The sequence below is a fragment of the Aeromonas sp. RU39B genome (genome assembly GCF_900156095.1).
GTDB lineage: Bacteria > Pseudomonadota > Gammaproteobacteria > Enterobacterales > Aeromonadaceae > Aeromonas.
On sequence record NZ_FTMJ01000012.1, the window covers coordinates 22451 to 36811 of the forward strand.

Consider the following 14361-nt stretch of genomic DNA (forward strand, 5'->3'; position numbering starts at 1 on the left):
TTATTAAAAGTCAGTAATGGCGCGGCTTTGCCGGGAGTTGTCGCAGCGGTCCGTGTGGATAGGTGGCATGGCCGCCACCAGGGTCAAAGCGGTTGAAAGGTGTCATTTGGCTGTGGTAGGCCCATCAACGCTGCCTTTGGGAAGGGGTATGGGGGGTGTTTAGCCGGCATCTGGGAGCCTTGGCGCCAGGAAATGTGGCTAATTAAAACCATCATTACGGGAGATTGAGCCGCATTTGCGGTGCAGGAAATGTTGAGAGCGGGCGAGCCCCTAAGGATTCGGGAGATTATGGATGGCCGTTTTCGCCGTTTTAGCGCCGACATTGAGCGATAAACAGGACGGAAAGTTGCGGTATTTACGCTCGCGTGCGGGATATTTCCGCGGTATTGGTGCTGGCTGAGCGCCGTGATGGAATAAACAGCGAGCGTAGCTGCCAACAGGGCAAAAAAAAGCAGCCAATCGGCTGCCTTTAATAAGGGAATAACGCGCTTAGGCTTTTTTCATATAGGCGGCAACCAGCACGATCTGGATACCGTTAACCTTGCCTTCAATATGCAGCGGGTTGTTGGTCAGGCGGATGTTCTTGACCAGGGTGCCGCGCTTGGCGGTGAAACCGGCGCCTTTGACCTCGAGATCTTTAATCAGGGTCACCGAGTCACCCTCTTGCAGGCGGGTGCCGTTGGAATCGACGGTCGGCGCGCTGTCATCGTCGCTCTCGGCGACGCCCGCTTCGGCCCAGGCGCGGGTCTCGTCATCGAGATAGAGCATGTCGAGGTTGTCCTGCGCCCAGCTTTCCCCTTGGGCGGCCAGGGCGGTCAGTTGGCGCCAGGCCAACACTTGAACGGCCGGAACCGTGCTCCACATGCTGTCACCCAGGCAACGCCAGTGGTTGATGTTGGTCGGCTGACCCATTTCGCCATGGCAGGTGGCGCACAGCAGGGCACTGTGGTCGATATCGCTGGCGCTGGAGTGGGCAACGGCGTGTTCGGTCAGCCCCTCTTCGCTTGAGCAGAGTTCGCAGTGGCCATTAGCGCGTGCCAGCAGGGTCTTGTCGATCGTCATCAGGTCGGCTCCCGGTAGGTGATAAACGCGCCGCCGGTCAGAGACAGGCGGCGTCAGGGTATTGAGTGGGCGCGGAGTGTAGCAGATTATCCGCGCCAATGGCAGGGATATGACGAAAGGCAAGTCGGCTAGGCCGTTACAGTGTCTGCGCCCGGAAGTGGGCGCTGCTCAAGCACTTGTCCCTGTGGGGTGCACACCAGCACCGAGCCTTGCTCGAACCAGTCGCCGAGCACAATGCGCCGGGCTGGCTGACCGTCTATCTCAACGCGGTGGATAGCGGGCCGGTGGGTGTGACCGTGGATCAGCAAGGCGCAGTCATGCTCGCGCATCACTGCGCGCACCGCCTCGTCGGTCACGTCCATGATTGACTGGGCTTTATAGCTGTTTTCTTGCTGGCTGTTGGCGCGCATCTTGGCCGCAATGGCCTGGCGGCGGGTCAGTGGCAGGTGCAAAAACAGCCAGCGCAGCCAGCGCCAAGAGGTGATGCGGCGAAAGCGCTGATAGCCGGTATCGAGGGTGCAGAGCAGATCCCCGTGCATCAGCAGCGCCCGCTCGCCATAGAGGGTGATCACCACCGGATCGCCCAGCAGTTGCATACCGGCGCGCTGTGCATACGCTTTGCCCAGCAGAAAATCGCGGTTGCCGTGCACAAAATAGATGGGCACGCCGCTTTGAGACAAATCGTAAAAGGCGGCGGCGATCAGGGCGTGCAGGGCGCTGGGATCATCGTCGCCAATCCAGAATTCAAACAGATCGCCCAGGATATAGAGCGCATCGGCCCCACGCGCTTCAATGCGCAAAAAATCGAGCAGGCAGGCGGTCATATCGGGCCGCGTGGCGCTCAGGTGCAGATCACTGATAAATAGCGTCGTCATGGTGTCCAGAGGGCGAGCAGATCCGCATCGGTGCGGTGCTCAAGGGTGAGCAGGGCGGCATAAGGGTCGCCGTCAAGCGCCAGGGTGTGGGCCATCGCCGCTTCCCCTTTCAGCCCTTGGCGTCGCAATGCGGTGATTTGCTCGCTAAAACGGCAGCCAAACAGGGTGAGCAGACGCGCCATGATGGCAAGGTGGCGCCAACTGTGGCATTGCTCAAGAGGCGTTTGGGTAATAAACAGCTCAATCGGCCAGTGGGCGAGGGCGCCGCGCAGCACGGTTGCGCCGCTTGGGTGGCGGTGAGACTGGTATATAAAGAAGGGATCTAGCGCGGCTGCAAAGCTAGCCGGGTCACCGTGGCAGAGAATATCGAGATCGCTGCTGGCCACATCGAGCCCAATGGTAACGGTGCTCACCAGAGCGCAATCGCCGCAGGCTTGCAGGCGGGACCACAGCCCGGAGTCGCTCAATGCCGCAAAGGCCGAGCGCTGGCGCGCATTACCGCCGGCCAGATAGTCGATGCGCCGCCAATTGGCATCTTTGGGATACACCGCGGCAAACGCCGCGGTGGTCAAGGCATGCACCGTGCTCAGGCAACGGTGACCTTGGTGATCAGCACGTCTTCGAGCGGCACGTCCTGATGGATACGGCCGTAGTTACCGGTCTTGACGCCCTTGATCTTGTTGACCACGTCCATGCCTTCGGTCACTTCACCAAACACGCAGTAGCCGTAGCCCTGGCTGGTGGCAGATTTGAAGTCGAGGAAATCGTTGTGGTTAACGTTGATAAAGAACTGGGCGGTGGCCGAGTGCGGATCCATGGTGCGGGCCATGGCGATGGTGCCTACCTTGTTCGACAGACCGTTACCGGCTTCGTTCTTGACCGGATCGCGGGTCTCTTTTTCTTCAAAGCCGGGTTTGTAGCCGCCGCCCTGGATCATGAAACCGTCGATCACCCGGTGGAACACGGTGCCGTCATAGTGGCCGTCACGGCAGTATTGCAGGAAGTTGGCGACAGTGTCCGGCGCCTTGTCGGCGAACAGGGTCAGGGTGATGTCCCCGAAATTGGTGTGCAAAGTGACCATTGCGGCGTCCTTTTTTCATTTAAGTGGTGATGACATTACGTGGCGCAATTCTAGCCCAAGAGGGAGCGCGCACAAAGCAAAGGGCAACACCGGGCCGGCTGTTTGCTCACAGGCTATGCGATTGGGGGCGCACAGCCCCGGGCCAGTGCTCGTCTTATCCCCCCGATGGGGTTAGAATGGCGGACCATTTCACTGGAAGGACAGCGATCGCGATGCTGAAGATTTACAACACACTGACTCGTCAAAAAGAAGAATTCAAACCCATCCACCCCGGCAAGGTGGGCATGTATGTGTGTGGCGTCACCATCTATGATCACTGTCACATCGGCCACGGCCGCACCTTCGTCGCCTTTGACGTGGTGGCCCGTTACTTGCGTTACAGCGGCTATGCGCTCACCTATGTGCGCAACATCACCGACGTGGATGACAAGATCATCAAGCGCGCCGCAGAGACTAACGTGACCTGCGATGAGCTGACCGAGCGTCTGATTGGCGACATGCACGCCGACTTTGACGCCCTGGCCATGCTGCGCCCGGATATCGAGCCGCGCGCCACCGGCCATATTGGCGAGATCATCGCCATGGTCCAACTGCTGCTCGACCGTGGCCACGCCTACGTAGCCGATAACGGCGACGTCATGTTTATCGTTGACTCGTTTGCCGAATATGGCCGCCTCTCCGGTCAGGATCTCGAGCAGCTGCAAGCCGGCGCCCGCGTCGATGTGGTCGATGCCAAGCGCAACCCGCTCGATTTTGTGCTGTGGAAGATGTCTAAACCCGGCGAGCCGACCTGGGAAAGCCCTTGGGGTCCGGGTCGCCCCGGCTGGCACATTGAGTGCTCGGCCATGAACTCCAAGCATCTGGGCAACCATTTTGATATTCACGGCGGCGGCTCTGATCTGCAATTCCCGCACCACGAAAACGAAATTGCCCAGTCCTGCTGCGCCCACGAAGGGGATTACGTCAACACCTGGATGCACAGCGGCATGGTGATGGTCGATCGCGAGAAGATGTCCAAGTCCCTTGGCAACTTCTTCACCATCCGTGACGTGTTGGCGCACTACGACGCCGAGACCGTGCGCTACTTCCTGATGTCGGGCCACTATCGCAGCCAGCTCAACTACTCGGAAGAGAACTTGAAGCAATCGCGCGCTGCTCTCGAGCGGATGTATACCGCCCTGCGTGGTCTGCCGGTTGCGCCCGCTGCCGGTGGCGATGACGCCGTGGCCCGCTTTAAGGCGGCCATGGACGATGACTTCAACACCCCGGAAGCCTACTCGGTGCTCTTTGATCTGGTGCGCGACGTAAACCGCCTCAAGGGGCAGGACGACGCTGCCGCCGCCGCACTCGGTGCGCGCCTGCGCGAACTCGGTGGCGTGCTCGGCATCCTGCAGCAAGACCCGGATGCCTTCCTTAAAGGTGACGAAGCCAGCGACGAAGTGGCCGAGATTGAGCGCCTGATTGCCGAGCGTAACCAGGCCCGAGCCGATAAAAACTGGGCCGCCGCCGACGCCGCCCGCAATCGCCTGACCGAGATGGGCATTGTGCTGGAAGATAGCGCCGGGAAGACCAGTTGGCGCCGGGCGTAATACCTGCGGGTAAATAACCTTAGATTGAGCGCAGCCCTTGGGCTGCGCTCTTTTTTTCAGGGCCCGGTGCGTTGTTCAAGGCGCGGCCCATGCAAGCGAACATAAGGAAGATGGCACCATAAAGATATCCAGCTGGCCCGTGCTGGCACTGGCCCTCTCTGCGGCGGCCCTGATCGCCCCGGCCCATGCGGGCACCACCACCAGCGGCAAACTCGATCCGGCCGCCAGTGCCCGCGCCAAGGCCAAGGTGGCGCAGTTTCTCGACTGGGAGCGCCAAGTCAAACCGGGCGGCCTCTATCAGAGCGATCTTGGCGGCGCGCTGCCCACTATCGTCTCCCCCGAGCTGCTCTGCCTGCTCAATGCCGCCTCAAAGGCGCGCGAAATAGCCACTCGCGAGGCCCCCGACGAGAAGCCCCCCTTTGTCGAGGGCAACCCCTTCCTGCCCAACGCCTGGGATAATCTGCTGGGCTCGGAGATCCTCTCCTCGCGCGCCATCGCCGGCAGCCGGGATCGCAGCGAGGTCAAGGTGCGCTTCACCTTTGGCGAGCCGGGCACCCCGCTCGACGCCCCCAGCGGCACCTACCGTTTTGTCAGCACCTATCTGGTACAAGACGGGCCGCAAGGCGCCCGCATCACCGATATCGACGCTGGCGGCAGCTCCGATTTCTGCCAATCCGGTAGCCTGCGCGCCGCCCTCTATGAGACGCTCACCGCCTATCCCGCCGCAGGGGGAGAGCAGTGTAAGGGGTTGGGGAAATAGGTTTTTTGGCTTGAGTGAAAAATTGTCTGGGGAATAGAAATAAAAACCGCAGCTCAAGGCTGCGGTTTTTTCTGGAAGCAAAGATTGTATAAATTAAATTCGGTGCCTATATCTGTCCAAGGCTATTTTTATCTACATAAAATTATTCTTGAACAGGATGAATCAAGCCGCGAGTTCTCCATCTGTTGCCATTTACTAATGATTCAAATGATACTCCATTAGATAATGTTAAATTATCAGCATGGTCTGTCACAATTATTTGTGGACTAAAACCATTGCTCGAAAGCAGTTCTTCACAGAAGGATGAAAGTTGGGTAAATAAGTTTTCTACAGCCTTTATATCTTCATCTACTGGTCTGTCATTTGCAGTTCTCTGTTCTTTTTCTTTATTTTTTTGCTCATCAAATGAATTTGAGATATCGCGGTTGAAATTCGGGAAGTATACCTGTGTTGGTTGATCAAGAAATAATATTGAAGGAATGGAACATTTTTCCATTAATGTTGCAAAGTATTTGTGCATTGCTAAAAATAGAGTTACATGACAATATAGCCAGTTTGCGCCACTACCCATAGATCTTAAATATATCCTCTCTCCATTGGGTGTCAAATGGTATAGGTCGAAACTTTCGAATGAAAAGTGAAGGTTGATCGGCTTGTAGCTAGCCTCAAATTCAAAATGCTGACCAATTTCTGCCATATATTTATTAACAGTGGCAGATGCATTATCCAACCCTTTTTGTATATCATATTTTATAAGGGATCTGTTGATTTCTCTTAGTTGTTTGTTGATTCCTGTTATTTGCTTTTCAAGTTCTGCATCATCAGCCATGTTCAGAGTGTCGAGAAGCATAAATAACTTAGCCTTCTGTATTAGTATGCTTTCATATAGACTTTTTTGTTCTGCAAGCTGTTTTTCTGTCCTTTCTACTTCAGTTATTTGTTGGTTTGCCTTTCTCAGCTCAAAACTAACAAGCTCAATGTCACGCTTTACTTCAATCAAAGATGATTCGAATTTTGCTTTCATTGGGTGAGCTTGAGCGAGATTACCTGATACCTTAGTAATTGCTTGCTGGAGCTTTTCTGCACTTTGTCGTAGAGTGTCTTTTTCTGTATGGCAAAAAGGGCATATAGAAGAAGAAATATGAATATGCTCAGGTGAACTGAATTGTTTTATTTTATCAACAAAACGTTCTTCTTCTTGAATGTGCTTGTTGATTGACGCAGCTTGTCGATATAACCTTCTTAGTTCTGCCGTTTTGTGATTGCGCATCAATTTTAGGTTATTATAATGCTTGGTTGTCGCATTGGAGGTATGGTTTATCTTCTCTGGGATAATAATTAGATCAAGTTTTTCTTTGGCATCTTGTGGATGCTGAAGTATTTTCTCTAATGTTATGGGGTCATTCTCAAACCCCATATATGAATACAGCTGTCTTAACACAGGTTCAATATTTTTCTTATACTGTTCGGAGGTGCGTTTATTTGTGTCCTTCTGGCGTTCTAAGCGTTTTACATCTGCGGTTAATCGCTCTTTTTCTTGTGATAGATGAAAAAACTGTTGATCAACCAGCCCTAAGAAAATTTTAATATGCTCAATAGCTTGGTCACGTTTTGATTTTTCATCAAAACGATAAAAAAGCGCGTGTTTATTGGCAATCAAATTTTGATGTTGAAGCATGAATGACGAAAAGCTGCGTATAGATGGGGTTGCGGCTTTGGCGTTATGACGTCTAAGAGCTCTGACGGCCAATGATTCATCTACATCATCTATATCTAAAAAAAAGTCTCTTAGATGCTTCTTAAACTCGCTTAATGGGCGGAAATAGTTTTTATTAAAATAATCTCGACAAATATCGTCTGGGTTGTATTTTTCGACTCGACGGAAAAAGGCTTTCGATGTCATGTCCGGATCACGAGCAATAATAATATCTTGATCGTTAACTGCAAGCGCTACATAATAAATAGCCGCATTCATCGTGATAATGCCTTTTGGAATCGTGTTTTCCTTACTCCCAAAGCAATAATCAAAGATTTCAATTAAGGCGCTTTTGCCTGTTGATGATTTGCCTGTAACGATATTAAGGCCAGGTTTAAAATTAACTGGATGCTTGTTACCTTGTTTGTCAATTACGCCAATTTCATAAATGAGCGTTTTCATCTTGGTTTCACTCCTAGAAAAGCATAAATTTCAACAACTGTATGGTCGCTTAATAATTTCCCTAACTTCTCTGCAATTCTTTGATTTGTATAAGATGCATCAGAATCATCTCCCTTCCGAAGAGACAAAGTTGGTTCATTTACCGACAACCAGTCGTTGACTAAACAATACTGTAGGCATTCTTCAGTTAAGTCTTGAAAGCCATCAATTCGTTCCTGCAGGTCATAGAGTTTGGTTCGATTATCAAAAACCGACCAAATAGTACTATTCTTTTTTGAGTTATATATTTTTTTGCCGAAAATAGGATGGCTGCATAGTGGGATAACTAACGGAGCAAGTAAAATATTGCTCTCAGACTCATCTAAGGCAGAATAAAATGATGCTAGATAAGGACCATATACAAACGGGTTGTACTTTAGTTCATATAGGGCATCGACAATGCTACTCATGGTTCAACCTTCCATTTCAAATCGCGTTCTTCATCATCCATTGCATCGTGGATTAGACCATTCTTGTATTCTATTGGAGGTATGTCATTTTCCATGCTTAGTGGCTGCTCACTTATGATCCTGTTGTATAGTAGCTTTGAGCTTTTAATTGTATCGGTTGCTTCAAGTTGTGCGCTTGAATGTGCAAGTTTATACAGTTTTACGAGTTGATTTTGATACTTAACCGTTTTATCCCTATACAAGGGATATTCATCTAGCTGTTCAAGCAGAGAGTTTTGCAACTCAAGCCAGTTGCCTACCGCATCAGGAATCATCTGATGGTGTTCAATTTCAGATATTTTTTGAACAAAAGGTCTGTCTTGATGAAGTTCAACTTCAAGATCAGATGCTTCATAACCTAAAAAAGTTGGAAAGGTGAACTTTTTTTTGCATAGAAGAGATGTTAACTCTTCACATTTAGCTGAAAATTCACTGTGCTTAATACGCCATGATTGCTGTGTTGCTTGCGCATATACAAAACCAACTAAACCATGAAGGTAACTACTTAGATTATTCCTCGGAATGCCAACGGGTTTTGATAAGATACGCTTTTCTAGATTTTCTGCGTTATCCGCTTGTGTAAATAAGGTGACTTTTCCAAGGACACTCTTAAGCAACAATTCGTCAGAAGCCATCACGATTTTTTGTAGTTTAATTGCTTCGGATGGCTTGTCAGCATTAAGTTGTTCTTCTGTTCGCTCTGCAAATATAGCTTTTAGAATAGCCAAACGTTGCTCTGTGTTTTTCGTATTCCAGTCATTTAGCCGAGTTGTTGGGCCAAACTTTTGGGTGGTGTGCAATATTAAAATACCGTATTGTGTATGGTTAAACTCTGGAGCTAACCAGTTCTTAAGCGTTTTCCACAGATTTTCATGGTGGTCAGTGAGTGCTGAACTATAGTCTTTTACTTCGGTTTGAGTAGATGCTAAAGCATCCGATGAAATTAGACTAACATCCCCATCTTTTTCGAACCAAATAGACTGACCGTCTTCAAGTGAAAAACATTTATCTAAACCAATCAGTACTTGGTAATGAAAGGCTAAAGCTGTTGTTAAGGCAGCGTTCTTGGTTTGTCCTCCACTCATGCCTTTCTATTCCTTATATGTATTTAAAAGAGAGTTTGGATGATGAAATTTACTATCACTTATAATCAATGACTATTTAAAGTAATGAGTTAGTTACCTAAGTCTAACCCACAAATAAATCTGATTTCTTTAAGGCCGGACCGATAGCTTGTTGTTATTGCTCGTAAAAACACTAGATGAGTTTAAAGCTTTTATTATTTTTTCTTTCCTAAGCTAGGTAGACCACCACTAATTTCCCGACGGTCTTTAAAGAATGATATTGTGTAATTACTTTTCCTGGAATCTTTTTTTGTAAAAGCTCTAAATCTATTAGCCTCTCCTAGGGTTGGCATTCGCGCATGGATGTTTTTGAAGTGCTTTATCAAAAACATCAGGTCACCAGATAATATGTCATTACATAGTGGGCATGGAGCTTTAATACTCCGACATATAATTGATTTGTTTTTTTTGGTTTTATTTTTATGATTTCCTGTTTTTTTCATTTGAGAATAACCGTTATAGATCAATCAAGTTATAAAGTGCGCTTTATTAGTAATATGTAATCTGGATTCAATGGAAATTATAACTACGGGGAATTAATTATCGGGCTTTCGATATACAACCATTTCCCGATAGGCATATCTGCCGCTTGATGCTGTACCCGCCATGATTTTTTCACCTATGTAACCATCTTGATGAAGTCTGTTGCATAGATGCGACAATCTGATCTTGCAATGGGATGGGCTAAGGGTTGGCTCTGAGATAACAACCCTTCCGCTCTGTGCTGCGAAAAGGCTGGGGGTTAGCGCGGTGCAATGCGCTGCGCTTATTGCACCCTACGTAAAATGTGCGGTGTGTTTGGGTCGGTGGCATTTACCACGCTACCGCCCTTGGCTGTCGCTACCACCTGCGCCGGCTTTGTCATCATCGGGAATGCACCGCCATGGGCAGGTTTCAATTGGCATAGTAAATGAAACTTCATTTCAAGGGCCAGATGGCAACACCTTGAAAAGGCAGATAAAAGCCGATTGCTTGCGATATATCACATTTTGTTGGGCGTTTAAGAAAACAAAAGCGGTGGGCGTGAGAGATAACAAGCGCGGCCCCTGCATAAAGCCAGAGGCATTGCTCAAATAGCACCAAGATGAGCAAACGCCGCGTGGGCGCGGCGCTTGGTCACAACCCAGGTCGCAGCGGGCTGCTGACTTAAGGCAGATAGCGCTTTCTCAGCGTCTCATATTCCTGGCTGGCCAGGGTGCGGGTCAGGGCATCTTGAAATGCCTTTACATCCCTATCGGGCACTGCCGGGCTAAAGGCGTAGCAGAGCTGCTCGGCGCTTAGCACATACACCTGCTGGTAATCAGCGGGGTTGAGTTTGAGCTCGCGCATAGCATCGCGGGCGGCCAGCGAGCCCGAGGCAATCAGATCTACCCGCTTGGATCGCAACATCTTGAAAGCTTGCGCCAGCCGGTTGGCCGGCTGAATGCGGGTATCGTCCATGCCTTTATTAAGCAGCAGCTGCTCTGAGGCATCGGCGCGCACCGCGGCCACCGTGTAGCGATTGAGATCACTCTCTGCCTTGATGGTGGGGGCGTTAGCGCGCAGCGCCCACAGGCCGTATTCCGAATAACCGATTGGACAGGCCCATTTGAACTGGGCCTCGCGGGCCCGGGTGCGGGCGGTGGAGAAGAGCACCACGTTGGGTTTTTGGGTTAGCAGGTAGTAACCGCGCGCCCACGGCATCAGCCGAATGTGCTGGGCTGGCGTGTTGGTGCGCTGCCACACCGCTTTAAGCAGATCAACGGCGAGGCCACGCACTTGGCCCTGCTCGGTGTAGTTGTAAGGGGGATACTCCTCGCTGACGTATTCAAGGTCGGCCAGCGCCGCATGAGCGAGGGTGCTTGATAGCAGCAGTAGCAGGGGAAGGATGGGCTTCATGGACAACTCCTTTTGTCATGGGGCCACTTCCCGAGTCTTGGCAAAAGCGCGGCAGAACACAACAGGTAAACGGGGGTAGCGTATTCAATCGCTGTTTTTTTGCGCGCACAAACCCCTGCTAGCGTGGCAGGGGCGGTTCGCTGCGCTCACTACTGATGCGGGTGAGGGCGGCCTGAAACTCGGCCACCAGCGCGTCATCAATGCCGGGGCTAAAGGCAAAGCAGAGTGGCTCGGCGCTTAAGGTCCAGACGCTGGTAAAGTGCTCAAGGGGGAGCTTGTTGTCACTGATCAAGGCAAACACGGTGGCCCGATTGGTTGAGATCAGATCGACCTTGCCTGTTTGCAATAACTCCAACGCTTCGGGCAGCAGCGACACCAGATGCAGTTGCTGCTCGTCAAAGCCTTGGCTTAGCAACAGTTGTTCACCAACGTCCGATTGCACCGCGGCAATGCGGTAGCGGCGCGCATCATCAAGGGTATCGAGCTTGATGGCGGCCGAGGAGAGCCCGAGCAGCACCATCTCGACCTGACCGATGGGGCAGGCCCATTTAAACAGCGGCTCGCGCGCCTTGGTGCGAGCGGTGGAAAAGAGCACCACGTCGCGCTGCTGGGTCAGCTGAAAATAGGCGCTGGCCCAGGGGAGCAGGCTGACGGGTTGCGGCGCAGTGCCGGTCTGTTGCCACACCTCGCGCAGTAAATTAACGGCAATCCCGGCCGGTTTGCCGTCACTGCCGGTGTAGTTAAACGGGGGATACTCCTCACTGAGATAGCGCAGCTGCTCAAGCCCGGCCTGAGCGGCGGCACACCAGGCGAGTAGCAGCAGGGGGAACCATCGTTTCATATCGACCTCCGCTGGGACGCGTCTTGCACACTGCCATCTAGTGTGGCAAGAGATGGCCGAAACTCAACTCACCAGCGGGGGCGCCGGGTGCCAAGCGGCTGCCCTTTCTCATCCGTCAGGCCCAGCAGGGTCAGCTCGCCCGCTGCATTTAAGCGAAACTCGCCAAAGCGCGCCTGCTCAAGCGCTTCGCCCTGACCCTCTTCAAAAAAATAGGCATCCGGGGCAATCGGCGGGTGAGGGGGCGCCTGCAAGGTGAGCAGATATTGGCCCGCGTTGAGACTGCGCGGGTTGCCCTGCCGTTGCCAGGAGGCCACACCTTTTTTATCCAGCGTGATCACCAGCTCGCTAGGGCGAGCCGGCAGTGCCGCCAGCTCGCGGGAGAGGGCGTAATCAAGGCGCATATAATCGCCGCCAAGCAGGGCGCGCGGATCGACCGGCGCCAATGGCAGCAAGATGCGCACACCATTTCTAAGTGTGCGCTCTTTATGCCACACCACGGCACTGAGCAGCAGTAACAGCAGTGCGCCATAGATTGCAATGGCGTGAGGTCGGGTGACTCTCATGCGCCCCTCCTTTTTTGCAGCCATAACCCGGCGCCCAGCAGCAGTGCGCCGCAGCCGAGCAAGAGCAGGGATTTGTGCAGCAAACTGAGCTCCAGCTGGTAGTAATACGCCGCGCCGTACCCAAGCAGGCAGAGCAGGCCCAAACTCCATAATGACCGGCGGCCGCTGTAGGCGCCCATCACCAGCAGCAGTGAGCCGGCGCCCACGCCGGGGATAAGCGCGCTGGCTACCATCAGTGGCAAGGCGGGCCGCCAGGGAATAACAAGCTGGCGCAGCGCCAACACCCACAGCGGCAGCGTGAGCAAGGGGCCAAGCAGCGCTGGCAGACGTGAGGCGCCAAACCAGCCGAGCAGATCAAAGAGCGCATCGTGGCGCAATTCAAACAGGCCGAGTGCCAGCGTTGCCAGCCCGAGACCAAGCAGCAGGCTCTCTATCAACGCGCTGCGCTGGATAAAGCGTGCTTCGCTCACGATCAGTGCAAGCAAGGCCAGCAGCACCAGCGGCAGGGCGAGCAGTTGCAGCCCAAGGCAGGCAAGGGCAAACGCAAACAGCATGGCAGCGCCGGCGCTGTGAAACAGGCGCAGCAGCCAGTGGGGAAAGATAAACGCAATCAACAGGGCAATCACACCGAGCCCGGCCCACAGCCAGACACTGTGGATGGCGGCGTGATCGAGCATGCCATAGAGTAGCCAGCCATCGCCGGCCAGCACCAATGCCAAGGCACACTGCTCGAGCAAGACCCGATAGTGGCGCGCCAGCAGTAACAGGCGGGCAGCGGCAATCAGCAGCGCCCCTAGCACTATCGCCGAAGCGGGGTTATTAACCTGGCTGCCAAGCCCCATAAACAGGAAAAACAGGATAAACAGGGCGGCCAGCCAACCACTGACGCCTAGCAGCAGGCGGCTGCTCCAGTGGGGCTCGTCAGGCGCTGGCTCATCGCCCTCGACCAGACCAGCTGCCAGCAGGCGTTGCCACAGCTCACTCATGGCTATCACCTCGTTGTTGGGCCAGCCAGCGCACGGCGATGACCGAGAGCACGATGGCCTGAATACCAAGCAGCAGCATGCCGCCGGCATCGGCTTCGATATATTTCCCGACCCCCACCAAACTGACGCAGATCACTGAGAGCGCCGCCAGTGCCAGACCGGTGACAAAGCGTTGATGCCAAGCGCGATACGCCACCACCAGCCAGATCCCCCACGCCAGCCAGCCCCAGGCGGAGGTGGTCTCAAACAAATTGAGCAGCACTAATAAGGTGGCGCCAAGGCCACAGGCGAGCGCGGGCAAAAAGGCCGGCAGCAGGCGCTGCGCGGACGGTAAGCGCGACAATGCGCCCCACAGCAGGGCGTTGCCCGCCACCAGCAGCCAGGCCATCCCTTCGGCGGAAAATGAGAACAGCGCTTCGAGTAATCCCAGATGCCAGTAACGCGCCAGCGCCAGTTGAGCCAGCAGCCAGGCCAGTGCGGTGAGCGGTGTGCTTTGCGAAAGCCAAGCCCAAGGCAGCAGTAATAGCGCCCACAGGGCAAACAGTTGCCAGGGGTCGGCGCCGCTTTGGTAGGTTTGGCCAATCAGGGCCAGCAGTGCGCCGAGATTAAGACCGGCAAACAGGGTGAGTCCCTGCACGGCAGCGGGTGTCAAGGCGCGGCGCCACAGCAGCAGACAGACCAGCACCAGCGGCAGGGCTACCAGCAGCAGCCGTGGCAGGCGTCCGAGCAGTTGCCAGTTAAAGGCGATGAAAAAAAACAGGCCCGAGGCGATGCACACCAGCCCCAGGGTCAGTAGCAGGCGTTCGAGCAGGCGCTGCCACTGTGTATCCGTGGGGGGCAGGCCAATCAAGCGTAAGGCCGCAGGCCAGGAATGCTGGCTCAGATGGCCCGATTGCAGCCAGCCAAGCAGGGAAGAGCGGGAGGGTGGAAGCATGGGATCTCCGGTTCTGGATTCA

General features: G+C 53.3%; 14 protein-coding genes. 2 read left to right on the forward strand and 12 right to left on the reverse strand.

What is annotated here, in order from left to right; all coding sequences use genetic code 11:
• Positions 1-489: 489 nt before the first annotated feature.
• From BW958_RS15305 to BW958_RS15320, 4 genes are all read right to left on the reverse strand, one after another.
• A complete protein-coding gene (locus BW958_RS15305) occupies positions 490-1062 on the reverse strand; it encodes a PhnA domain-containing protein (protein WP_076576633.1) in 573 nt (190 codons plus the stop codon).
• A 128-nt stretch (positions 1063-1190) separates the two neighbouring features.
• Positions 1191-1937: a UDP-2,3-diacylglucosamine diphosphatase gene (gene lpxH / locus BW958_RS15310; RefSeq protein WP_076576634.1), complete on the reverse strand. Its 747-nt coding sequence runs from the start codon at positions 1935-1937 to the stop codon at positions 1191-1193.
• On the reverse strand, positions 1934-2509 hold the full coding sequence (locus BW958_RS15315; RefSeq protein WP_256702041.1) for a DUF4269 domain-containing protein: 576 nt from the start codon (positions 2507-2509) through the stop codon (positions 1934-1936). The genes lpxH and BW958_RS15315 overlap by 4 nt, the downstream gene beginning before the upstream one ends.
• A gap of 14 nt (positions 2510-2523) precedes the next feature.
• Positions 2524-3018 carry a peptidylprolyl isomerase gene (locus BW958_RS15320; RefSeq protein ID WP_076576638.1) on the reverse strand — a complete coding sequence of 165 codons (495 nt, stop codon included), beginning with the start codon at positions 3016-3018 and terminating at the stop codon, positions 2524-2526.
• A 212-nt stretch (positions 3019-3230) separates the two neighbouring features.
• Here BW958_RS15320 and cysS point away from each other — a divergent pair, with 212 nt between their 5' ends.
• Both cysS and BW958_RS15330 read left to right on the forward strand, forming a co-directional pair.
• On the forward strand, positions 3231-4607 hold the full coding sequence (gene cysS, locus BW958_RS15325) for a cysteine--tRNA ligase (protein ID WP_076576639.1): 1377 nt from the start codon (positions 3231-3233) through the stop codon (positions 4605-4607).
• Positions 4608-4746: 139 nt separating this feature from the next.
• Entirely contained in the window at positions 4747-5367 is a 621-nt protein-coding gene (locus BW958_RS15330; protein WP_256702042.1) for a hypothetical protein, read from the forward strand.
• 142 nt (positions 5368-5509) lie between these two features.
• Here the strand turns inward: BW958_RS15330 and BW958_RS15335 are convergent, their stop codons facing one another.
• From BW958_RS15335 to BW958_RS15370, 8 genes are all read right to left on the reverse strand, one after another.
• Entirely contained in the window at positions 5510-7525 is a 2016-nt protein-coding gene (locus BW958_RS15335) for a DUF3732 domain-containing protein (protein WP_076576641.1), read from the reverse strand.
• Positions 7522-7974 (reverse strand): three component ABC system middle component, encoded by a 453-nt coding sequence (locus BW958_RS15340; RefSeq protein ID WP_076576642.1) that lies wholly within the window; start codon positions 7972-7974, stop codon positions 7522-7524. Before BW958_RS15340 ends, BW958_RS15335 begins: the two co-directional genes overlap by 4 nt.
• A complete protein-coding gene (locus BW958_RS15345) occupies positions 7971-9098 on the reverse strand; it encodes a hypothetical protein (protein WP_076576644.1) in 1128 nt (375 codons plus the stop codon). The genes BW958_RS15340 and BW958_RS15345 overlap by 4 nt, the downstream gene beginning before the upstream one ends.
• Positions 9099-10283: 1185 nt before the next feature.
• The gene (locus tag BW958_RS15350) at positions 10284-11015 is read right to left on the reverse strand and encodes a substrate-binding periplasmic protein (RefSeq protein ID WP_076576645.1); all 732 of its coding nucleotides are present in this window, start codon (positions 11013-11015) and stop codon (positions 10284-10286) included.
• Positions 11016-11133: 118 nt separating this feature from the next.
• Positions 11134-11856: a substrate-binding periplasmic protein gene (locus tag BW958_RS15355; protein ID WP_076576647.1), complete on the reverse strand. Its 723-nt coding sequence runs from the start codon at positions 11854-11856 to the stop codon at positions 11134-11136.
• A 68-nt stretch (positions 11857-11924) separates the two neighbouring features.
• On the reverse strand, positions 11925-12419 hold the full coding sequence (locus BW958_RS15360) for a GDYXXLXY domain-containing protein (protein ID WP_076576648.1): 495 nt from the start codon (positions 12417-12419) through the stop codon (positions 11925-11927).
• The gene (locus tag BW958_RS15365; RefSeq protein WP_076576650.1) at positions 12416-13405 is read right to left on the reverse strand and encodes a DUF4401 domain-containing protein; all 990 of its coding nucleotides are present in this window, start codon (positions 13403-13405) and stop codon (positions 12416-12418) included. Before BW958_RS15365 ends, BW958_RS15360 begins: the two co-directional genes overlap by 4 nt.
• A complete protein-coding gene (locus BW958_RS15370) occupies positions 13398-14339 on the reverse strand; it encodes a DUF2157 domain-containing protein (RefSeq protein ID WP_076576651.1) in 942 nt (313 codons plus the stop codon). Before BW958_RS15370 ends, BW958_RS15365 begins: the two co-directional genes overlap by 8 nt.
• Positions 14340-14361: the final 22 nt, after the last annotated feature.